The organism is Geobacter sulfurreducens PCA (genome assembly GCF_000007985.2).
GTDB lineage: Bacteria > Desulfobacterota > Desulfuromonadia > Geobacterales > Geobacteraceae > Geobacter > Geobacter sulfurreducens.
In genome coordinates, this window is sequence record NC_002939.5 from 1 (window position 1) to 23252 (window position 23252).

The window sequence follows — 23252 nt, forward strand, 5'->3', positions numbered from 1 at the left end:
GCTTCGCGTTTCCCGAGAAGGTCTGGTTTATGGAAGAAGTTTGGCTCCAGGCACAATCCAATCTCGCTAAGGTTCTCACACATCAGACCTTTAACACCTGGATCGAACCGATCAAGTATCTCGGATCCAAGAAGAATGTGCTGCTGCTGGAAGCCCCGAACCAGTTCGTCAGGGACCGGGTAAGCGAAAGCTATCTTCCCATGATTCTCGAATCGGTTCAATCGCTTACCGATTCCCAGACCAAGATCGAACTTCTGATCGCAAAGCCCAAAACGGAAAAACCCAAACAGCCTGCGGCCTCTGAGGTCACCGCCGCGGAACCGGAAGCCTGTTCGGGGCCCGATCACTCAACCAACCTGAACCCCAAGTACACCTTCGACACGTTCGTCTGCGGCGGCAGCAACCAGTTCGCTCACGCGGCGGCCCAGTCGGTGGCGAACAGCCCGGCCGGCAAGTACAATCCCCTTTTCATATACGGTGGCGTGGGACTGGGTAAAACCCACCTCCTCAACGCAATCGGCAACCATGTGCTGTCGGTGAACCGCAAGGCACGGATCTGTTTCTACACGTCGGAAAAATTCATGAACGAACTCATCAACTGCCTGCGGTACCAGAAGATGGATCAGTTCAGAAACAAGTTCCGTAAGATGGACATTCTTCTCATCGACGACATCCAGTTCATCGCCGGCAAGGAACGGACCCAGGAGGAGTTTTTCCACACCTTCAACTCGCTCTACGAATCCCACAAGCAGATCGTAGTGACGTCCGACAAGTTCCCCAAGGATATTCCCGGCCTGGAAGAGCGCCTCCGCTCACGTTTCGAGTGGGGCCTCATCGCCGATATCCAGGCGCCCGACACGGAAACCAAGGTAGCGATCCTGCGCAAGAAGGCGGATGCGGACCATATCTCGCTCCCCGACGATGTGGCCCTGTTTCTGGCATCCAGCTCAACAACCAACGTGCGGGAACTGGAAGGAATGCTCATCAGACTCGGTGCCGTTTCGAGCCTGACCGGCAAGAACATCACCCTCGACATGGCACGGGAAGTCCTCAAGGACATCATTGTGGACAAGTCGAAGGAAATAACGGTTGAGATGATCCAGAAATTCGTGGCCGAACACTTCAGCCTCAAGGTGGCTGATCTCAAATCGGACAAGCGGCTCAAGGCGCTGGTGATACCACGCCAGATTGCCATATTCCTGTGCCGTGATCTTACCAAATCTTCATATCCGGAGATCGGTGAACGGTTCGGCGGCAAAGATCATTCAACCATCATCCACTCGGTGAAAAAGGTGGAAAAGCTCCTCAGTCAGGATTTCGAACTCAGAAACACCGTCGACACCCTGAGGAAGGGGCTGTTGAGCTGAGAGGCAACAACCCTGTGGACAGAGGAACAGTTATCTACATGCCGTTGTCCCTGTCCGAGGACGTCCGTGGATAACCAACGCCGTGCCCACAGGACGGCATACTGAAAATAACGAGCTACAAAGGGGCGTTGGGCGATTATCCCCATATCCACAGCCCCTACTGTTTCTACTGATGTTTTAAGAAAACATAACCATAACTATGATGACCTGTTGAAAAGGAGGAGCGATGGAATTCACGATTGACAGGGACACCTTCTCGCGGGCTCTCCAGAAGATCCAGGGGATCGTCGAAAAGCGCAACACCATGCCGATCCTCTCCAACGTCCTCATCGAGGCACTGGAAGATCGGATCGAGCTGACCGCCACCGACCTGGAAGTCGGCATGAAGAGCTCCTACCCCACAACGGTTGCGAGCCAGGGCAAAATCACCGTATCGGCCAAGAAGCTCTATGAAATAGTCAAGGAGCTTCCCGACGAGACCATATCATTTCTGACCAAAGCGAACGACTATGTGGAGATCCGCTGCGGCAAGGCCAAGTTCACTATTGTCGGCCTTTCCTCCGAGGAGTTCCCCTATTTCCCCAAGGTCAATGAAGAGAGCTTCATCAGGATCGAAAGCGGCCTGCTGGCCGACATGATCGAGAAAACCTCGTATGCCATCTGCTTCGATGAGACCAAGTACAATCTGAACGGTACCTTCGTGAAGGCGTCCGAGGAAGATGGCCGCTCGATACTTCGCATGGTTGCCACCGACGGCCACCGGCTCTCCATCACCCAGAGGGAATTCAACGGTGCAGTAAGCCCCGAGATGGCCAAGGGGGTCATCTTCCCCAAGAAAGGCATCTTCGAGCTGAAAAAGATGTGCGAGGAGGAGTCGACCCAGCTTTCCCTGGGCTTCCTGGATAACAGCGCCGTGATCGTTAAGGGAAACACCGTCGTGGTGATGCGCCTGGTGGACGGAGAGTTTCCCGATTACACCAGGGTGGTGCCGGTGGCCAATGACCGGATCGTCACCGTGGCGCGGGATCCGTTCTTCCATTCGCTGCGCAGGATGTCCATCCTTTCCAGCGAAAAGTTCAAGGGCATCAAGATGGATATTCAGGAAAGCGGCATGGTGATCTCTTCCAGCAACCCGGAACTGGGCGAGGCGTCCGAAGAACTGGACGCCGTATTTGCCGGAGATGCCATCTCCATCCGCTTCAATGCCAAGTACCTCATCGATGTGCTGGCAGTGCTGGATGAGAGCAGCGTGGCACTCCACCTGAAGGACGAGCTTTCTCCGGCCATCGTGAGGCCGGCTGACGGCGACGGTTTCACAGCGGTAATTATGCCCATGCGTCTGTAGGAGAAGGTATTTCCGAGACGAACAGGCAAAGGCCGCTCCCCGGGAGAGGCCTTTTGCCGTTTCTTGCAGGCCGGTCATTCATGCACCTGAACGCAATTGCCATCAGCGCCTTCCGCAATATCGATCATGTGGAAATCTCATTCGATCGGCGGTTCAACGTCCTGCACGGCGCCAATGGACAGGGAAAAACGTCGGTGTTGGAGGCCATTTACCTCCTGGGGACCATGAAATCGTTCCGGATGGCCAAGGCCCATGATCTCATCGCCTGGAACGCCCCCCACTCACTGGTACGTGGCGATATCGACAAGGCGGGGGTCAGACGTGAGATAGCCCTCTATCTCGGCCGCGAGGGCCGTAAGGCCCGCATTGACCGGAAACCGGTCACCAAGCTTGCGGATTTTTTCGGCGCCGTGAACGCCGTGGTATTTTCTCCAGAGGAGATAGGCATGGCCCGCGGAGGGCCAGAACTCAGACGCCGCTACCTGGACCGGGCCATCTTCAACGGCGACTTGGGGTACCTGCTCCTCCACCATGAGTACCATCGGCTGCTCAAGCAGCGTAATGCTCTGCTGAGGCGGGGCGAACGGGATGGATTGGAGGTCTGGACAATCCAGCTGGCCGAGGCCGGCGCCCGGCTCATGGTAAAGCGAAGGGCCTACCTTTCTCAGATAGAGCCGCTGGTACGGCAGTTTTACCGGGATATTGCCGGTGCGGGCCAGGAGGTGGGACTTGCCTATCGCTGCCACGGACTGGCATCCGCCGAGGGCGAACGCGATTGTGCAGCGGCCCTCCGGGAGCTCATGGCAGCCCATGAGGCCGAGGAACTGCGCCGGGGGGCCACTGGCGTAGGCCCCCACCGGGATGACGTGGATTTCATCCTGAACGGTCGGGTCATCCGCCACCACGGCTCCCAAGGGGAGCAGCGGAGCTTTGTCCTGGCCGTAAAAATGGCCGAGATCGAGTACCTGGAGCGGCTCAACGGTGCGCCGCCGGTGCTTCTGCTGGACGACATCTCATCGGAACTGGATCCCGAGCGCAACGCGAACCTGATGACCTTTCTCCGGGGAAAACGGATGCAGGTCTTCATAACCACCACCGATGTATCAACCCTCCGTCTGGAGGGGATCGACACCCACGCGTCGTTTCGCGTTTCACGTGGAACGGTGACGCCTGTATAGAGGGAGAGGCATGACCGACGAACAGAACTACGATTACGGTGCAGACAAGATCAAGGTCCTGGAGGGGCTCGAGGCGGTACGCAAGCGCCCCGCCATGTACATCGGCTCCACCGCGGCCCAGGGGCTCCACCACCTGGTCTACGAGATCGTGGACAACTCCATTGACGAGGCCCTGGCCGGCTACTGCAACGAGGTGAACGTCACCATCCATCTGGATGGTTCCCTGACGGTGGTGGACAATGGCCGCGGCATTCCTACCGACATCCACCCCACGGAGGGGAAGCCGGCGGCGGAGGTGGCCCTCACGGTCCTCCATGCCGGCGGCAAGTTCGACAACACCTCCTATAAGGTCTCCGGCGGGCTCCACGGGGTCGGGGTCTCGGTCGTGAACGCCCTGTCCAGGAAGCTGGAGCTGGAGATTCGCCGGGACGGGAAGGTGTACCGCCAGTCCTACGCCTGCGGCGACCCCCAGACTCCCCTCGAAGTGATGGGGGAAACGAAAAAGCGTGGGACCAAAATAACCTTCCTCCCCGACGATACCATCTTCGAGACCACGGAGTTTTCCTTCGACGTTCTTTCCCAGCGGCTCCGGGAGCTGGCGTTCCTCAACGCCGGGGTCCGGATCACCATCACCGACGAACGGGAGGAGGGAAAGCACCACGACTTTCACTACGAAGGAGGCATCGTCTCCTTTGTGGAGTACCTGAACCGCAACCGGACCGCCCTCCACCCGAAGCCGATCTACTTCAAGGGTGAAAAGGCAGGAGTCGAGATGGAGGTGGCCCTCCAGTACAACGATTCCTATGACGAAAAGGTTTTCTCTTTTGCCAACAACATCAACACCCACGAGGGTGGAACCCACTTGGTGGGGTTCCGGGCGGCCCTCACCCGGACCATGAACACCTATGCCGCCGCCAACGAACTCCTCAAAAAGGAGAAGGTTGCCATCTCCGGCGAGGATCTGCGAGAGGGTCTCACGGCGGTCATCTCGGTCAAGATTCCCCAACCACAGTTCGAGGGGCAGACCAAGACCAAGCTGGGGAACTCGGAGGTTAAGGGGTACGTGGAATCCCTCATGAACGAGAAACTGGCGGTCTTCCTGGAAGAGAACCCGAAGATCGCCAAAGACATCATCGGCAAATCCATCGAGGCGGCCCGTGCCCGGGAAGCGGCCCGCAAGGCGCGGGAATTGACCCGGCGCAAGGGCGCCCTGGACATCTCCAACCTTCCGGGCAAACTGGCCGACTGCCAGGAGCGGGATCCGGCCCTGTGCGAACTCTACCTGGTGGAGGGCGACTCCGCCGGCGGTTCCGCCAAACAGGGGCGCGACCGGAAATTCCAGGCCATTCTGCCGCTGAAAGGAAAGATCCTCAACGTGGAGAAGGCCCGGTTCGACAAGATGCTTTCCTCCCAGGAGATCGGGACCCTTATCACGGCGCTCGGCACCGGTATCGGGAAAGACGACTTCGACATCGCCAAGCTCCGCTACCACCGGATCATCGTCATGACCGACGCCGACGTGGACGGCTCCCACATCCTGACGCTGCTGCTCACCTTCTTCTTCCGGCAGATGCCGGAGGTGGTGGAGCGGGGGCACCTCTACATCGCCCAGCCCCCCCTCTATAAGGTGAAGCGAGGGCGCAAGGAGCTCTATCTCCGCAATGAGGCGGCCATGCAGGCCTACCTCCTTGAGGAGGGGACCGAGGACATGCTCCTTTTTCTGGAGAGCGGCGAGAAGACCTACAGCGGCAAGCAGATCATCCCGATCCTCAAGCAGTTGGTGGAGTATCGGACCATCCTGGATAAGGTAGTGCGCAAGGGGATCAACGAGGAGCTCATACGGGTATTCCTGCGGCTCGGCGTCAAGGGGGGGATTGAGGACATGGAGCAGTTGGTGCCGTTCCTGACGAACATCTCCCGGGTCTATGACGGCGGCGATTTCAGCCCCTTGGACGACGGGCGGGTCATCGTGCGGCTCGGCAACCTCCGGATCGCCCTGGATCAGCATACGCTCGACCTCATCGGTTCCTACGAGTACGGGCTCCTGGTGGAGAGCTACCGAAAGGTCAGGGATATCTTCGGCGACGGCCGGGCCGTGGTCTCCAGCGAGGGTAAGGAACTCTTCGCGACCACCATCGGGCTCGACCTCCTCTCCTTCTTCATGGACAGCGCCAAGAAGGGGCTCTCCATCCAGCGCTACAAGGGTCTCGGCGAGATGAACCCGGAGCAGCTCTGGGAAACCACCATGGAGCCCGTCAACCGGACCCTGCTCCAGGTGAAGATTGAGGACGCCATCGAGGCAGACACCATATTCACCATCCTCATGGGGGACCAGGTGGAGCCCCGCCGGGACTTCATCGAGCAGAACGCCCTGAACGTGTCGAATTTGGACATTTAGACGATTATGTGGGGGTGTGATTCATCGCGCCCGGGTGCAATGAATCACACCCCTACGGGTGCCATGCCGTTATCGGGCGAGGCATCGTCTCGACCCTACATGTATTTGGAAATAAAGAGGTTTATGAATGCTTGAACAATCCCTGAACAAGACAGCCGTCAACATCGAAGACGAGATGAAGCGCTCGTACATGGACTATGCCATGAGCGTCATCATCGGCCGGGCCCTCCCCGATGTGCGGGACGGGCTCAAGCCGGTGCACCGCCGCTGCCTCTACGCCATGTACGACATGGGCAATGATTACAACAAGCCCTACAAGAAATCGGCCCGGGTGGTCGGGGACGTGATCGGTAAGTATCACCCCCACGGCGACGCGGCGGCCTACGATACCATCGTCCGGATGGCCCAGGACTTCTCCCTCCGCTATCCACTGGTGGACGGCCAGGGGAACTTCGGCTCCGTGGACGGCGACTCGCCGGCGGCCATGCGGTACACCGAGATCCGGATGGAGCAGTTGGCCCACGAGCTCCTGAACGACCTGGAGAAGGAGACCGTGGACCTGGGGCCCAACTACGACGGCTCCCTCACGGAGCCCCTGGTGCTTCCCTCCAAGTTCCCGAACCTCCTGGTGAACGGCTCCTCCGGCATCGCCGTCGGCATGGCCACCAACATACCTCCCCACAACCTTACGGAGGTCATCAACGGGATTATCGCCACCATCGAGAATCCGAATATCAGCTTCGAGGAGCTCCTGGCCCTCATCCCCGGCCCCGATTTCCCCACCGGCGGGTTCATCTACGGCCGGGAGGGAATCCTCCAGGGGTACCGGACCGGCCGCGGCATCGTCCAGATGCGGGCCCGGGCCTCCATCGAGACCCACAAGAAGACCGAGCGCCAGTCCATCATCGTCACCGAGATCCCCTATCAGGTGAACAAGGCGAACCTCATCACCAAGATCGCCGAACTGGTGCGGGAGAAGAAGCTGGAGGGGATCAGCGACATCCGCGACGAGTCCGACCGGGACGGGATGCGGATCGTCATTGATCTCAAGCGGGACGAGAATCCCCAGGTGATCCTGAATCACCTCTACAAGCAGACCCAGATGCAGACCTCCTTCGGCATCAACATGCTCGCCATTGTGGCGGGGCGGCCGCGGGTCCTGACGCTTCGGGATGCCATCGGCCACTTCATCGACCACCGGCGGGAGATCGTCACCCGGCGCACCATCTTTGATCTCAAGAAGGCCGAGGCCAGGGCCCACATCCTGGAAGGGTACAAGATCGCCCTGGACTGGCTCGACGCGGTCATCGAGCTGATCCGCGGGTCCAAGACCCCGGCCGAGGCCAAGGAAGGGCTCATGTCGGGCCTCTTCTCCGACGAGGAGTGGCTGCGGAAGATGGGACTCCCGCTGCCGGCCATCCACAGCCAGTACCAGAAACCGGTTCGGCTCACCGAGGTCCAGGCCCAGGAGATCCTGAACCTGCGGCTCCACCGCCTGACAGGCCTGGAGCGGGACAAGATCCTCCAGGAGTACGACGACATCCTCAAATACATCGCCCGGCTCAAGGAAATCCTCGCCTCCGAGGCGGAGATCCTCAAGATCATCGTGGGTGAGCTGCGGGAGCTGAAGGAGAAGTTCGGCGACGAGCGCCGCACCGAGATCGTGGACCGGAGCGCCGAGATCTCCCTGGAGGACACCATTGTCGAGGAGGACGTGGTGGTCACCGTCTCCCACACCGGCTACATCAAGCGGACCGCAGTTTCCCAGTACCGCTCCCAGCGCAGGGGGGGCAAGGGGAAGACCGGCATGAAGACCAAGGAGGAGGATTTCGTCGAGCACCTCTTCGTCGCCTCCAGCAAGGACTTCATGCTCTTTTTCACCGACGCCGGCAAGGTCTACCAGATCAAGGTCTACGAGATCCCCGAGGGGGGCCGGGCCACCCGTGGCAAGGCCATTGTCAACCTTCTGAACCTTCAGGAGAATGAGCAGATCACCGCCATTCTCTCGGTGAAGGGATTCGACGACGACCGCAATATCATCATGGCAACCCGGCTCGGAGTGGTGAAGAAGAGTCCCCTGCGGGAATATGCCAACATCCGCAGCGGCGGGATCATTGCCGTGAATCTGGACGATGGGGACAAGCTGATTGCCGTGGCCCTGACCGATGGCAGGCAGGACGTGCTCCTGGCATCGAAGAACGGCAAGTCGATCCGCTTCCACGAGGATGACGCCCGACCCATGGGCCGGGTCTCCCGCGGTGTGCGGGGAATGTCCCTGGAGGACGACGACGTGGTCATCGGCATGGAGATCATCAATCCCAACGCCACTGGCTCCACCATTTTCACCGTCACCGAGAATGGCTTCGGCAAGCGGACCGAACTGGATGAGTACCGGGTCCAGTCCCGCGGCGGCAAGGGGATCATCACCATCAAGACCACCGAGCGCAACGGCTGCGTGGTGGACATCATGCAAGTAACCGATGAAAACGACCTGATGCTCATCACCGACCAGGGGAAGATCCTCCGGATTCCCGTGGCCCAGTTCTCGGTCATCGGCCGCAACACCCAGGGGGTGAGGCTCATGACCGCCGAGCAGAACGAGCGGATCGTGGCCGTGGCAAAGCTGGCCGAGAAGGATGAAGGGGACGACGGCGCCGACGGAGGCGATGATCTCCCCGACGCGGAGGTCGTGGAGGAGTAGCCGCGACGGGCCGCGATCCGTAACCGGATTATTTATTCCGGTCCGCGGTTTCCGGTCCCAGGCCCCCGTTATGGAACGTCACCGTACCATCGACATGAGCCTGCGGGAGCGTCGCGATATTCTCGACCTTCTGGAGCGCTTAAAGAAAGAGGATCTGTCCCCCGCCGAGATGGACGAGATCGGTTCCTCGCTCCGTAAGGAGGGACGCCGGGCCCTTTCCCCTCTCTTCCGGTGCCTGCGCCGCGAGACGGACCCGGAGATGATCGCCCGCTACGCGGCACTGCTGGAATTCTTCGAGGACGACGCCTGGCTCGACCAGCTCGTGGCCATCACCCTTGCCCGCCGCGACCTGGACGATGAGGGGAAATCGGCCCTTCTGTCCATCCTGAATGAGTACGGCGTGGACGTCTCCTCCCCCCTCTTCGCACCGATCACGGATCGGGCGGGCGGCCTGCGCCTCACTCTCCCGCGGCTTCTGGACAGGGGTGAGCGGGGACTCGTCACGTTCATGGAGGGGCTTGTCACCTACACGCCCGAGGCCCAACAGGCCGTGGTGCGTGAGCTGCCGCTCGTCGACGACCGGAGGGTTGTGGAGCTCTTCCGGGTCCTGCTGGGCTTTGATGAGCCCGAGACCCTGCCGACGGTCATTGAGACCCTCGGCCGCGTCCGGTATCCGGAGGCCGCCGATCTGCTGCGGGATTTTCTCGCCGCCGCGCCGGACGCATACCGGGCCCCGGCTGAGCGGAGTCTGCGTCGGCTTGCTTTTCTGGGGTTCACGCCGGCGGGTGAAACTCCTGCTCCTCTTCCCTTTGCGGCGGCCTTCACCGGCACCGCTGATGCGTCCGGCTACTCATGCGTGATGGTCGCTCGCTGGACAGGACCCGGCATTATCGATACCCTGTTCATGGAACTCCATGAGAGCGAGGGGATGCGCGACGCCTGGGGATGGAGCGGCCTCTCCTCCGAAGGATTCCAGGATCTGCTGCGGGAACACCATGTGGAGGACACCCTTGTGGCGGTGGATCCCGCCTTTGCGGTGCTGTTGGTGCGGGATGCCATCCAGAGGAGCATCGGGAGCGGGTTTTACCTCCCCCCCGAATTTTACGTCCGCCGTTCGATCTTTGCTGAGGTGGATCTGACGCCGGTCGCCTATGAGCCCCCCTTCGGGGAGGATGAGGTCGCGAAGGCCTGCACCCCTTCCCGGATCGCGGTGGGAGACGATCTCATTCGGGATTGGTTTTTCGACGGGTGGTTCATCTTCAACGAGCGGGTCCGGCTTCTTGCCGATGACCTGGACCGGCTGGAGGGGGATCCCTTCGGCCGGGGGGATGAAGCCGCCGTTGACCGGTTCCTGGAAAGCTGGTGCCGGCGTTATGTGGCGCCGCGCCGGGAGCGGCTTGTCCGGCGCCTCTTGCTTGCCGCTGATCTGATGGTGCGCAGCGGCCGGGAGTGCTCGCTGGTGGAGCAGAGCCTGGCAGCAGCCCGGAGCATCCGGGAGGAACTGGTCCCGCTCCACCGTCAGCCGTTCATCAGGCGCTGGTTGCTGGACCTGATCGAGATGGTCAGGGAGGCCCGGGCCGAGGGATACGAGTTCCCACCTACGCGTCGGGACGAGGAGTATGAAGGGGAGTGGGACTAGTGGTGCTCGGCACAGGAGCACATCATCGGTTGGGAGTGGCGGACATGAGTGAACGTATCGGTGTGATCGGAGCGGGAAGCTGGGGAACGACGCTGGCGAATCTGTTGGCCCGAAAGGGGCTTGACGTGACACTCTGGGCCTATGAGGCCGAGTTGGTGGAAGAGATGCGTGCAACGCGGGTCAACTCCCTTTTTCTCCCCGGCATCGAACTCGCTCCCGCCCTTTCGTTCACCAACTCCCTGGAGGAGGCGGCCACCGGGAAGGACTTCCTGGTTCTCGTTTCGCCCTCCCAGGTGATGCGCGGAGTGCTGGCGCAACTGGCGCCGCTGCTGCGTCCCGGCGTGGTGCTGGTGAACGCCTCCAAGGGGATAGAGCTCGACACCCTCATGACCATGGACCAAGTCTGCGCGGCGGTACTGCCGCCGGAGGTCGCCCGGTGTTTCAGCGTCCTGTCCGGACCGAGCTTTGCCCGCGAAGTCTCCCTTGAGATGCCGACGGCGGTGGTGGCGGCTTCGGGCGACCCTGCCGTGGCTGCGGCAGTGCAGCGTCTCTTCACCACGCCGTCCTTCCGGGTCTACACCAATACCGACGTGGTGGGAGTTGAGATCGGCGGTGCCCTCAAGAACGTCATTGCCGTGGCGGCCGGGATCTCGGACGGTCTGGGCCTCGGCCACAATACCCGTGCAGCCCTGATCACCCGCGGCCTGGCAGAGATGACCCGACTGGGGCTCTCCATGGGGGCCCAGCCGGAAACTTTTGCGGGCCTTGCCGGCATGGGTGACCTGGTGCTCACGTGCACCGGAGACCTTTCGCGCAACCGGACCGTTGGCATGAAGCTGGGCCAGGGGATGAAGCTGGCTGATGTCCTGGGAGAGATGCGCATGGTGGCGGAGGGGGTGAAAACCGCCGAGTCGGCGTACCGTCTTGCCCGCCGGACAGGGGTCGAGATGCCGATAACCGAGAAGGTCTACCAGGTGCTCCACGAGGACAAGCCGGCCCGCCAGGCAGTAATGGAACTCATGACCCGCGACCTCAAGGCGGAGCGCTGGTAAGAGATCATGGGGCCTCGCCGTCTCTTCACACTGAGTAGCACCGTTCGTGTATCCGTGCCCGAAAGAGACCGGAGACGGTCTCGCTGAAGGGATTGCAATGAAATCGTTGCTCGCGATCCGCACAAAAATTTTTCTCGCCATCCTGCTCATTCTTCTCGTTTCCTATTCCTTTCTCGTCGTTATTACCATTAGAACCGTCGATTCTTCCCTCGAGGCGGAACTGTCCCGCAAACTGGCCGAACAGGTCCGGTATGCCAAGGACCAGTACACAAACCGGGCCGAGCAGATCCAGTACTCTCTCATGCATCCGGCCTCTGCGCCGCCCGTCCGCGAACGCATGGTCGCCCGCGACAGCCTCTGGCTGCGGGATGCAGCCCGCCGCTGGATGATGATCCTCCCCTTCGTGGAGTTGATCGTGTTTGTTGATTCCCGGGGTACGGTCATCACCGGCGGGAACCAGTACCGCATGGACAGAACGTTTGAGTTGACGCCGGTCGTGGAGCGTGCCCTCAGGGAGAGGCATCCTATCGTCTCGACTGAACTCGTGACGACCGAGTTCCTCTGCAGCGAAGGGCTGGTTAACTACTGTCGCGGGGGAGACGCCGGGAACACGGGCGAGGTCATGATGCAGACGGTGGTGGTGCCGGTCGTGGACACCAGGGGGGCCATGGTCGGTGCCTTCGTGGCCGGAGACATCCTCGAAACCGACACCAGGCTCCCGTCGCAGGTTCAGGAAGTTTTCGGCAGACAGGTGTATGTGACCATCACCCGCAAGGAGATCATCCCCCCCGACAGTTTCGGAAAAAACGGACCCCAGGCAATTCCTGCGCGGATTCTGGGGGGCCTCAGGCAGGGGCTCCCGTTCAGGGGCGATGCGGAGATCGGCGGCAAGGTCTTCACTGCGGCCTTCGATCCCCTTACCAATAGCAGGGGCGATTTTGTCGGAGCCCTGGTCGTGGCGCTTTCCCGCGACGACTACAAGGGGGTTCTGCAGGGGAGCCTGGGCAATATCGTGGCGTCGGCGATCCTGGGCCTCGTGTTGTCCTTTGTCACCGCCTACTGGGTATCGCTCAGGCTGACGAAACCTGTTCGCGAGCTTGCGGACGGGGTTCGACGCATTGAGGAAGGGGAACTGCAGCAGCGGGTCGCGGTCACTTCCTCCGACGAGATCGGAGAGTTGGCCGAGGCATTCAACCGGATGGCCGCAGCCATTGACGAGCGCGACCGAACCATCCGGACCAAGGCCCACGACCTGGAGAACCTCAATCTCAAACTCACGGACATGAACGAATTCCTGGAGCGACGGGTGGAGGAGCGGACCGCCGCATTGCAGGTGGAAATGGGACGGCTCGAGGCGATCCTTACCAGCATGGCAGAGGGGATCGCGGTGACCGACCGGGACGGGCGCGTCATCCTGTTCAATCCGGCGGCCCAGCAGCTTTTCGAGATGGTGCCCCACCGCGTGGTCGGTCAGCCTATTCTGGATATCTGCAACCAGGGGGAGTTCTGCCGGCTCGTGGAGCACATCACCTCCATGGGGGAAAACCGTGACCAGGCAACGGTCAGGGAAGTCGATCTGGACGCCCGGGGGAAAAAGCTCAAGGTCACCCTGGCGCCCCTGGTCGATGGTGATGGGCATTTTGCCGGCGTGGTCATGTCCGTCCGCGACGTGACCGCCGAGGAGGAGGTGGACCGGATGAAAACCGAGTTCATTTCCACCGTCTCCCATGAACTCAAGACCCCCCTCACCTCCATCAAGGGTTCGCTCCAGCTGATCGTGGACAAGAGCAGGGGCTTCACCGATGTGGAAAAAGAACTGCTCGGCGTATGTCTCCGCAATACCGAGCGGCTCATCCGACTGGTCAACGACATCCTTGATATCGCCAAGATCGAATCGGGCAAAATGGAGTTTGCCCTTTCGCCCCACTCGCCGGCTGAGCTGGTGGAGTGGTCGGTGCGGGAGCTGGAGGGATTTGCCCGGGAGCACGGCGTAACGGTCGTCAACGAGGTGTCGGCCGATCTGCCCGCCATATACGGCGACGGTGACCGGCTGGGGCAGGTTCTGACCAACCTCATTGCGAACGCGGTGAAATTTTCACCACGGGGAGCAGTGGTAACCATCTCTGCCGAGCAGAGCGACAACTTTGTCGCCGTGTCGGTCAAGGACCGCGGACGCGAGATCCAGTGGGCCGACCGGGGGAAACTTTTCAAGAGGTTTCAGCAGATTGACAGCGGCGACCGGCGGCAGCATGGCGGCACCGGGCTGGGGCTTGCCATCTGTAAGGAGATCGTCGAACGGCACCACGGCAGGATTTTCTACTCTGAAGGAATCGGCGGAGGCAACGTGTTCACCTTCACCGTTCCCATCCACGAGGGAGAGCCATGAGCGGCTACAAGGTATTCATCGTCGACGATGAAGCGGATATCGCCCTCATCCTCAAGCTGCAACTGGAGGATGCCGGCTATCGGACCATGCGGGCGCGGGACGGGATCGAGGCCCTGGACGCTCTCGAACGGGAGAGCTTCGACCTGGTATTGCTCGATATCCGCATGCCGCGCATGGACGGAATCGAGGTCCTGGAGCGAATCCGGGACCGGTGGCCCGATCTGGTGGTGATCATGATGACCGCCCACGGGAGCGAGGACATCGCCGTAGAGGCCATGAAAAAGGGGGCGGTGGATTACATCTCCAAGCCCTTTTCCTCCGATGATATGAAAAAGCGAGTGGAACGCGCCATCCAGTTCAACCGGACCAGACTTGAAAACGAGCGGCTGCAACGGGTGCTCGACGAGGAACGGCGGAAGATGGGGGCGATCCTTCGGGGGATGGCGGACCTTCTCGTGGCGGTGGACCGCGAGGGAAGGATCATCACCATCAACCGGGCAGCCGAGGAACGCTTCGGCATTGCGGCCGACGGAGTACAGAATCAGCCGGTGGAGCTACTCCTGAAAACAGATATCCCGGGGGAGCGCCTCCCCTGTCGCGTGGTGCTGGCCACCGGCGACCCCTGTCTTGACGTGACCTATGCCGTGCAGGCGGGCGGTGGCATGATCCCGGTCCTGTCCAGCGCAACTCCCCTCAAGGGCGCTGGCGGGGAAATGATGGGATGCGTGGAAATCATCAGGGACATCTCCACCCTCAAGGCCCTTGAACGGGAGCGCGAGGATTTCGTCTCCATGCTCTCCCACGACTTGAAGACCCCCATCACCGCCGTGGTCGGCTCCATCGACCTGGTGCGGGAGGGGCGGATCGGCCCGGTCAACGCAGAGCAGCGCTCCTACCTTGATTCGGCCATGGAAAGCTGTGCCGAGATGGTGGATATGATCGACACGCTGCTCGACGTCCACAGGTTCGAGGCGGGGAGAATGGTCATGGCGGCCCGGCTCGAAGACCTGGGACCGCTCATGGCCCGGACCCTAGGGCGTTTCGACTCAGTGGCCCGACGGGCGGGCATTGCCCTGGTTCTGACGCTCCCCGACTATCCTCTGGCCCTGTCGCTGGACCGCAACCAGTTCGCCAGGCTCATGGGCAATCTCATTGCCAATGCCATCAAGTTTACCCAAGAGGGGGGAGAGATCGAGGTGAGCGCCCGGCTTCTGAACGACCCGGCAGAACTTGTGGGCCGCATTCCCCGGGAAAGCTATCCCGATGTGCCGTTGCCGCCGCTGAACCCTCATCTGCTCATCACGGTGCGGGACACGGGGGTCGGCATCCCGGCCGACTCCCTCGTCAGCATCTTCGATCGCTTTGTCCAGGCCCGCAACCGCAGGTTGGGGAAATCGACCGGCACCGGGCTCGGCCTTGCCTTCTGCCGCAAGGTGATGGACGCCCACCACGGCTATATCTGGGCGGAGAGCGTCGAAGGGGAAGGCAGTTCCTTCAACATGCTGTTCCCTCTCACGAACGAAGCGTACGCCGCGACGGGAGGATAACGGCATGGGCAACGAACATCGCCGTGCTCCCCATCAAATTGCGGCCATCTACCTTGTGGTGGGGATGTTCTGGATTCTTTTTTCCGACCGCATCCTGACGGGGATCGCACCGGAGGCGGCGCAGCTCACCCGACTGCAGACCGCTAAGGGATGGTTTTACGTGGCCGCAACCGCCGGCCTGCTCTACTGGCTCGTCCGCCGCTACGCACTGAGCGCTGAACGGGCCGAAGACGAACTACGCGCCCGCAACGAAGAGCTGTGCATGGTGGAAGAAGAACTGCGCCAGCAGCTGGACGAGTATGAAAAGAGCCAATTTGAGCTGCACGAGACGAACCAGGCTTTGCGCGCGTCAGAGGAGCGCTATCGCGTTCTGTTTGCCAGCAATCCACACCCCATGTGGGTCTGCGACCTTGACACCAAGGCCTTTCTGGAGGTAAACGACGCCGCGGTAACACATTACGGCTACTCGCGCGAGGAGTTCCTCGCCATGACCATGCGTGATATCGGGCCGGCCGCCGGTAGTCCGGCCCCCGGGGAGGGCGCGGCGCAGGCACGGGAATGTCCCTGCCTGAAGCCGACCGGTATCCAGTGCCACCGGAAAAAGGACGGGACCCTGATCGCCGTCGAGATTACCTCTCATACCCTTGATTTCGGCGGTCGGCCCGCAGAAGTGGTTTTGGCCAGCAACGTAACCGAGCGGATCAAGGCGGATGAAGAAGTCCGTCGTCTCAACGCCGAGTTGGAGGAGCGGGTGGAGGCGCGTACCCAGGAATTGCAACGGGCGAATCGCGAGCTGGAGTCCTTCAGCTACTCCGTGTCCCATGACCTGAGGGCGCCGCTCAGGCACATCGACGGCTTCAGCAGGATGCTGGTGGAGGATTACGGGGAGCGGATCGATACCGCGGGCAAGGGATACATCCAGAGAATCAGGTCGGCTGCCCAGCGGATGGGGTGTCTCATCGACGACCTGTTGCAGCTGGCCAATGTGAGCCGGAGCGAGCTGGAAAAACGCCAGGTGAACCTGAGCGCGCTTGCCCAGGTGATCGGCCTGGGGCTGAAACAGATCGAAGGGCGGGAGGATGTGACCCTGCGCATCACGGAGGGGGTCATGGCGTTCGGCGACCCGCGGCTGTTGCGGGTTGTGCTGGAAAATCTCCTGAGCAACGCGTGGAAGTACACCGGCAAGCGCGCCGATGCCGTCATCGAGTTTGCCGTTGAGGAACAGGGCAGCGGGCGGCCCGTCTACCTAGTCCGTGACAACGGGGTCGGTTTCGACATGACCTTTGCCGGCAAGCTCTTCACCCCGTTCCAGCGCCTGCACAGTGCCGACGAGTTCGAGGGAACCGGCATCGGTCTCGCCACGGTGCGCCGCATCGTGGAGCGGCACGGCGGTACCGTCTGGGTCGAGGCAGCCCCGGATCACGGTGCCACATTCTACTTCACCCTGGGCGAGGAAGAGCACCTCGCCCGGAATTCCGACAAAGAGGACGGAACAACCCAATGACCGAAAAGAAACTGCGACTGCTTCTCGTGGAGGATAGCGAGGACGATGCCCTGCTGCTCCTGAACGACCTGAAGCGCGGCGGCTACAGCGTGGAGCACGAGCGGGTCGAGACTGCCGCCGCCATGCGCGAGGCACTGGTGAAGCGGGAGTGGGACATTGTCATTTCCGACTACCGCCTGCCCCAGTTCACCGCGCCGGCAGCGCTTCAAATCCTCAAGCGCAGCGGTCTCGATCTACCCTTCATCATCGTGTCGGGGAAGATCGGTGAGGACATGCTTGTGGACGCCATGCGCGCCGGTGCCCACGATTACCTCATGAAAGGAAACCTCTCCCGCCTCATTCCGGCCGTGGACCGGGAAATCCGCGAGGCATCGGAGCGGCGGACCCGTCGCCGGGCCGAACGCTCCATCCGCCAAGGCAAGATCGAGTGGGAAGCGGCCTTTGACGCCGTGTCGGACATCGTGGTCCTGACCGATCCCACCGGTACCATCATCCGCTGCAACAGCAAGCTGATTCAGTACTTCGATACCACCTACAACGATGTGATCGGCACAAACATCACTGAGCTCTTTTACGGCAACGATCCCGCCGGTGAAAGCATCTTCGGCCTCTGCGCCGATCTCAAGGCGGACGAAGACGATGTCCGCTTTCCCCGGCTGCCCGGGTGGTACAACGCTGCCTGCTACCCGATGCACCCCACCGAAAATGAGCATGGCTACGTCTACGTGATCAAGGACATCACCAAACGCAAGCGGATGGAGGAAGAGAAAAAGCTCACGGACCGGGAGCTCCTCACCCTCTACGCCGTGGCCTTTCGCCTCAACTCCCAGCGGGGCTCCAAGCGGATCATGGTTGATCTCCTCTCCCAGCTGCACCAGATGCTCCAGATCGACTGGTCCTGCATTCATCTCATGGAGAAAGGAAGTCTGAACCTCAGCGCCTGGCTGGGGCTGTCGCGGGAGTTTGCCGAGTCCTTCGGCTCCCTGTCGCGCAGCCTCCCCTGGGTCAAGGATGTGCTCGACGGCAAAAGCTTCAAGGCTGCCGAGATCGCCGGTCATTTCGGCCCGGAGGCGGAAGCGGCCGCGGAAGCCATGGGTATGGGAGCCTGGTGCGCCCTCCCCCTCAAGATCGGCTCCGGCGTCCTGGGCACCCTGTTCGTGGCCCATCGCCCCAACCGGGAATACACTGACCGGGAGGTGTTCCTTCTCAACTCCATCGCCAATCAGATGGCGGTCCTCATCGAGAATCACACCCTCTACGATCGGATGAAGGAGAAGAACGAGGAGCTTGTCCGTAGCCGCAAGGCCCTCAAGGAGAACCTGGAGGAGGTGAAGCGGGCGAACATCGAACTGGGGCGCCTGAATGCCTCCAAAAACAGCTTTATCGGTATGGCTTCCCATGAGCTGAAGACGCCGCTCACTTCCATCATCGGTGGGTTGCAGTTCCTCCTCTTCTACAGCGACATTCCCATGACCCCCGAGCAGAAGGAGATGATGCAGTCGGTATACGAGGGGGTGACCCAGCTCAAGGGAATCGTCGACGATCTCCTCTCCATCTCACGGATAGAGGCCAAGGGGTTCGCCGTCCATACCCGTCCCGTGAAGCTGTCGGATCTCTGTCAGGAGGTACGGCAGACCCTGCTGCTCCCCCTGTCCGAGCGGGACATCCGCCTGGAAATCGCCGACGATCCCTGCCGCGTGCCGGCGGACGAGGGTTTTTGCCGCCTCGCGGTCCGCAACCTGACGGAAAACGCCATCAAGTTTACCCCTGACGGCGGACGGATTGCCATTACCGGCCGGCTGGTCACCATGGAGGAACTCACGGCGGACGAGGAGCTGCTGCGCCCGTTCTACCGGGATTTCCCCGCCAATATCGCGGGGCATCCCGGGTTCTACCGCTTGGACGTGGCCGATACGGGGATCGGAATCCCTCCCGATGAGGCGGTGCGGATCTTCGAGAAATTCTACGGCGTCGGCGACATCGAGTACCACTCCTCCGGCAAGACCGGCTTCATGTCCAAGGGGTCGGGGCTCGGCCTTTCCATCGTCAAGGGGATCATGGACGCCCACGGCGGCATGGTCTGGGTGACGTCGGGCGAGGGAGGCGGCGGGAGCGTCTTTTCCCTCCTGTTCCCCATGGATAACACGTGCGTCGTTCCCCTCCGGGGCGAAGCGAGGTAGCGAGCGCGTGCCGGCCGCCCTCTCACTGCACGAGCTGACCAAGCACTACGGCACCCTCACGGCCGTGGATCGCTTTTCCCTGAAGGTCGACCGAGGTACCATCTTTGCCCTGCTGGGTCCCAACGGCGCCGGCAAGACCACCATCATCCGCATCCTCACCACGGTCCTTCGTCCGGACAGCGGCACGGCCCGGGTGGAGGATTTCGACGTCCAGCGCCAGGGGCGGGAGGTGCGCCGGCTTATCGGCGTGGTGCCCCAAGACAACAACCTGGATCGTTACCTCACCGCCCGGGAAAACCTGGTCATGCAGGCCCGGCTCCACGGTATGCCGTCGGCGGAGACCAACCGGCGGGTGGACGAGCTCCTGGAACTCGTGGGGCTCTCCGGGCGTCGCAACGATTTTCCCGACACCTTTTCCGGCGGCATGCAGCGTCGGCTCGTGGTGGCGCGTGCCCTCGTGCATCGGCCGAAGGTCCTTTTCCTCGATGAACCGACCACGGGGCTTGACCCCCAGTCACGCCGCGCCGTGTGGGACTACGTGGCATCCCTCAAGGATACCATGACCATTTTTCTTACCACCCACTACATGGATGAGGCCGACGCCCTCTGCGACCGGATCGTGATCATGGACCACGGCCGGCTTCTGGTGGACGGGAGCGCTTCCCAGCTCAAAGAACGGATGGCCCATGCCCACCACTACGAACTCCAGTTCCGGGCCCATGCCGACCGTTACGAGAAAATGCTGAAGGGGTTCCCCTTTGTCCGGTCCCTCCAGCGTACGGGCGACCTGTTCCGCCTCTCGCTTGCGGGCGAGGAATTCCTCAAGCCCCTCATGGATGCCATCGGCACTGAGGACATCCGGAAGGTCTGCCTCCGGGAGCCGACCCTGGAGGATGTTTTCATCGAACTGACGGGTCGTGACGTGCGGGAATGAGATCGGGCGGGGCAACGGCAGGAAATATGGAAGGGGGGCATGGCGCCCCCCTTTTCTGTCTGTTCAGCGGGATGTGAGCTGGGCGATGGCCTCGCCGGCGGTGCGGTTGGCGGCGGCCACGCAGTCGTTGAGGCCGATACCCCGGTAAGAGTTGCCGGTGAGGAAAAGTCCCGGCAGGGAGGCGGCTCTCTGCTCCAGAGCGGCTACGCGTGTGGAGTGCCCCACGGTGTACTGGGGGATGGCCTGGTGATGGCGGAAGATGCGGACGAACGAAGGAGGCGCCGTGATGCCCATGATGGTGGCGAGGTCGTTCTTCACCCGCCCAGTGACCTCCTCGTCGGTCAGGTTGACGTATTCGGGGAAGCAGGCCCCCCCCATCATGCTGCGCAGGAGGACCTGACCTTCCGGCGCCCGGTTCTCGAAGATGCTCGAATCCCAGAGCGTGCCCAGGGTATTCATCCCCTCCTCCTTTGGAATGAGATAGCCGAAGCCGTTCAGATCGTGGGCGATCCGCTCCCGGTCATATCCGAAGCAGACAACGGTCATGGTGGCGTAGGGGATCTGCCGGAGAATGCCGGCCATGTCGGAGTCCACTCCCTGAATGATGGAGGCGGTGGCATAGGCGGGGGTCGCCAGGATCACCAGATCGGCGTCCATATCGATGCTTCCGGTCCGCACCCGCCAGGGGAGGCTTCCGCCCCGCGAAACTTCCAGCACTTCCTGGCCCGATACGATAGTGTCCGGACCGAGACGCTCGGCCAGGATATCGGTGAGGGCCTGGATGCCGTCCCGGAACGAGGTGAGCACCCCGCCCGGTCCGGCGGCGCTGGCCACCGCCTTTCCTTGAGCGACCTCCTGCTTCTTCTTTTTCGCCAGACGGATCATGGCCCGCACCAAGCTGCCGTATTCATCCTCCAACTCGGCGATGCGGGGAAAGCACGACCGCAGGGACATGGTTTCCGGATTGCCGGCAAAAATCCCCGACACCATGGGCGCAATCAGCTTGCGCAGCGCTTCGTCCCCCAGGCGGCGCCGGCCGAAGGCCGCCAGGGTTTCGTCCTCGTCGCCCGCTTTTTTCGGAATGAACGGTTCCATGGCGAGCCGCAGCTTGCCCGGCCAGGAGATGAGACCGCTTTTGAGAAACATGGGTCCGTTCTCGGGTAGGCGGTTCAGCGCCCCGCCGGTGTAGATGAACCGCTTGCGGGCGTTGTCGTTGCTCCGCAGGAGCAGGTCAGACGCGCCCAGTTCCCGGCAGAGGTCGAGGGTCTGGGGTTTGGAGTCCAGAAAACCGTTGGGGCCCCACTCGCAGAGATACCCCTCCTCCTTGATGCTCCAGATTTTGCCCCCCAGGCGTTCCTCCCGCTCCACCAGGGTCACGTCGAGCTCAAGTCCTTCCTCCGCGGCCCGGGTTTTCAGCAGGTACGCGGTGGCGAGCCCTGAGATGCCGCCGCCGGCCACAATCGCCTTTTTCATGTTCTCTCTCCTTCCGCTGTGGATAAACTGTCTTTGTACGGTTATTCGAGTTTGCCGAGAACGTCCGCAATGGTCTCGAAAGCGGTGGCGAGGCGTTCCTGGTCCCCTTCAGGCAGTCGGGCGAAGAGCTGCCGGTAGTTTTCGATGATGCCGTGCCTTAGTTCGCGGATGAGCTCTTCGCCCCGGTCGGTGGTGTAGATGATCACTTGGCGGCGGTTGTCCTCATCCACGGCCCGATACACGATACCCAGGTTAACGAGGCGTTCCACCATTTCACTGGCTGAGCTCATGGCGATTCCAAGTTCACGGGCCAGCAGGTTGAGCGGGCAGCTCCCCTTGTCGTAAATGGTGAGGAGCATCTTATACTGGTTGTAAGTCAGGTCCATGCCGTCATGGACGAGGCTTCTGATCCGCCCCATCACGCGCATGATCACGGGGTACAACTGCGCTATCCGTTCAATCTGTTCCATACGATCATCCCTGTTACGGTATACGAAATGTTCGGATACCTAAATATTAGACTGATGAACTGATCCTGTCAACCCCTGTTCATTGACAGGGGGGCAAAGTACCATTACATTCTGAGGGCCACATTCATCGTGAAAGGATCTATGTCATGGCGCAGCACGACTATTACGAAACCCTCGGCCTGAAAAAGGGGGCAACCGAAGAGGAGATCAAGAAGGCCTACCGCAAACTGGCCATCACGTATCACCCGGACAAAAATCCCGGCGACGCCGCGGCTGAGGAAAAATTCAAGGAGATCAACGAGGCCTATGCTGTCCTCTCCGATCCCCAGAAGCGGGCCCAGTACGATCAGTTCGGTTCCAACGGATTCCACCAGCGCTTCTCCCAGGAAGACATTTTCCGGGGGTTCGACGTGGGGGACATGTTCAAGGATATGGGGGTCGGCACCGACGACATCTTTTCCCGCATATTCGGAGGAGGATTCCGTCAGGGAGGCTTCAGCTTCACAGGGACACGGCAGCGGGGTGGGGATTTTACCATGGAGCTTCCCGTCACCTTCCGGGAGGCCTACGCGGGCTGCGAAAAGCGGGTTGCGTACCGGCGGGACGGCATGCGGGAGGAGATCTCCGTCAAGGTCCCGGCCGGCGTTGAAACCGGGGCGCGCCTGCGGGTTGCGGGCAAGGGAGGGGTCGGCAGCGGCGGCACGGGGGACCTCTACCTGGTTGTGAAGGTGGGAGGCGATCCACAGTTCCACCGCGAAGGAGATGACATCGTGGTGGAACGGGAGATCAAATTCACCGACGCGGCACTCGGCGCGAGCCTTGATGTGCCGACCCTGGAAGGGACCAAGCGCGTCAAGGTTCCCGCCGGTATCCAGTCCGGCACCAAGATTCGCCTGAAGGGCCTTGGTTTCCCCCATATGGGGAAAACAGCCAAGGGAGATCTCTACGTTCACATCAATGTATCGGTTCCCCGGTCGCTTTCCGCCGACCAAAAGGCTATTCTGGAAAAGCTGCGTGAGGCGGGGCTGTAACGAGGGGTGCCATCTGAATCACGACGCCAGGGAGATGGATATGGCAT

The 23252-nt window shown here is 61.4% G+C and carries 15 protein-coding genes; 13 read left to right on the plus strand and 2 right to left on the minus strand.

Translation table 11 applies throughout. The features are described from left to right. Positions 1-29: 29 nt before the first annotated feature. From dnaA to GS_RS00060, 12 genes are all read left to right on the plus strand, one after another. Entirely contained in the window at positions 30-1367 is a 1338-nt protein-coding gene (gene dnaA / locus GS_RS00005) for a chromosomal replication initiator protein DnaA (protein WP_010940678.1), read from the plus strand. A gap of 226 nt (positions 1368-1593) precedes the next feature. Further along, a complete protein-coding gene (gene dnaN, locus GS_RS00010) occupies positions 1594-2712 on the plus strand; it encodes a DNA polymerase III subunit beta (protein ID WP_010940679.1) in 1119 nt (372 codons plus the stop codon). Positions 2713-2792: 80 nt separating this feature from the next. Beyond that, positions 2793-3890, plus strand: coding sequence for a DNA replication/repair protein RecF (recF, locus tag GS_RS00015; protein WP_010940680.1), 1098 nt, complete (start codon positions 2793-2795; stop codon positions 3888-3890). A gap of 10 nt (positions 3891-3900) precedes the next feature. After that, the gene (gene gyrB / locus GS_RS00020) at positions 3901-6288 is read left to right on the plus strand and encodes a DNA topoisomerase (ATP-hydrolyzing) subunit B (RefSeq protein ID WP_010940681.1); all 2388 of its coding nucleotides are present in this window, start codon (positions 3901-3903) and stop codon (positions 6286-6288) included. A gap of 127 nt (positions 6289-6415) precedes the next feature. Next, positions 6416-8989, plus strand: a complete 2574-nt coding sequence (gene gyrA, locus GS_RS00025; protein WP_010940682.1) for a DNA gyrase subunit A — start codon at positions 6416-6418, stop codon at positions 8987-8989. Positions 8990-9059: 70 nt separating this feature from the next. Further along, the gene (locus GS_RS00030) at positions 9060-10628 is read left to right on the plus strand and encodes a HEAT repeat domain-containing protein (RefSeq protein ID WP_010940683.1); all 1569 of its coding nucleotides are present in this window, start codon (positions 9060-9062) and stop codon (positions 10626-10628) included. Between the two features lie 44 nt (positions 10629-10672). Further along, positions 10673-11680, plus strand: a complete 1008-nt coding sequence (locus GS_RS00035; RefSeq protein WP_010940684.1) for an NAD(P)H-dependent glycerol-3-phosphate dehydrogenase — start codon at positions 10673-10675, stop codon at positions 11678-11680. Positions 11681-11777: 97 nt separating this feature from the next. Further along, positions 11778-14066: an ATP-binding protein gene (locus tag GS_RS00040; RefSeq protein WP_010940685.1), complete on the plus strand. Its 2289-nt coding sequence runs from the start codon at positions 11778-11780 to the stop codon at positions 14064-14066. Beyond that, positions 14063-15613, plus strand: a complete 1551-nt coding sequence (locus GS_RS00045) for an ATP-binding response regulator (RefSeq protein ID WP_010940686.1) — start codon at positions 14063-14065, stop codon at positions 15611-15613. Before GS_RS00040 ends, GS_RS00045 begins: the two co-directional genes overlap by 4 nt. A gap of 4 nt (positions 15614-15617) precedes the next feature. Continuing rightward, complete coding sequence (locus tag GS_RS00050) at positions 15618-17117, plus strand: sensor histidine kinase (RefSeq protein WP_010940687.1); 1500 nt, start codon at positions 15618-15620, stop codon at positions 17115-17117. Further along, the gene (locus GS_RS00055) at positions 17114-19297 is read left to right on the plus strand and encodes a hybrid sensor histidine kinase/response regulator (protein ID WP_010940688.1); all 2184 of its coding nucleotides are present in this window, start codon (positions 17114-17116) and stop codon (positions 19295-19297) included. Before GS_RS00050 ends, GS_RS00055 begins: the two co-directional genes overlap by 4 nt. Before the next feature lie 7 nt (positions 19298-19304). Next, positions 19305-20231 carry a daunorubicin resistance protein DrrA family ABC transporter ATP-binding protein gene (locus GS_RS00060; protein WP_010940689.1) on the plus strand — a complete coding sequence of 309 codons (927 nt, stop codon included), beginning with the start codon at positions 19305-19307 and terminating at the stop codon, positions 20229-20231. A gap of 63 nt (positions 20232-20294) precedes the next feature. Here GS_RS00060 and hemG read toward each other — a convergent pair whose 3' ends face one another. Continuing rightward, entirely contained in the window at positions 20295-21704 is a 1410-nt protein-coding gene (hemG, locus tag GS_RS00065; RefSeq protein WP_010940690.1) for a protoporphyrinogen oxidase, read from the minus strand. 41 nt (positions 21705-21745) lie between these two features. Beyond that, positions 21746-22174, minus strand: coding sequence for a MarR family winged helix-turn-helix transcriptional regulator (locus GS_RS00070; RefSeq protein WP_010940691.1), 429 nt, complete (start codon positions 22172-22174; stop codon positions 21746-21748). Between the two features lie 146 nt (positions 22175-22320). Here GS_RS00070 and GS_RS00075 point away from each other — a divergent pair, with 146 nt between their 5' ends. Continuing rightward, complete coding sequence (locus GS_RS00075; RefSeq protein WP_010940692.1) at positions 22321-23205, plus strand: DnaJ C-terminal domain-containing protein; 885 nt, start codon at positions 22321-22323, stop codon at positions 23203-23205. Positions 23206-23252: the final 47 nt, after the last annotated feature.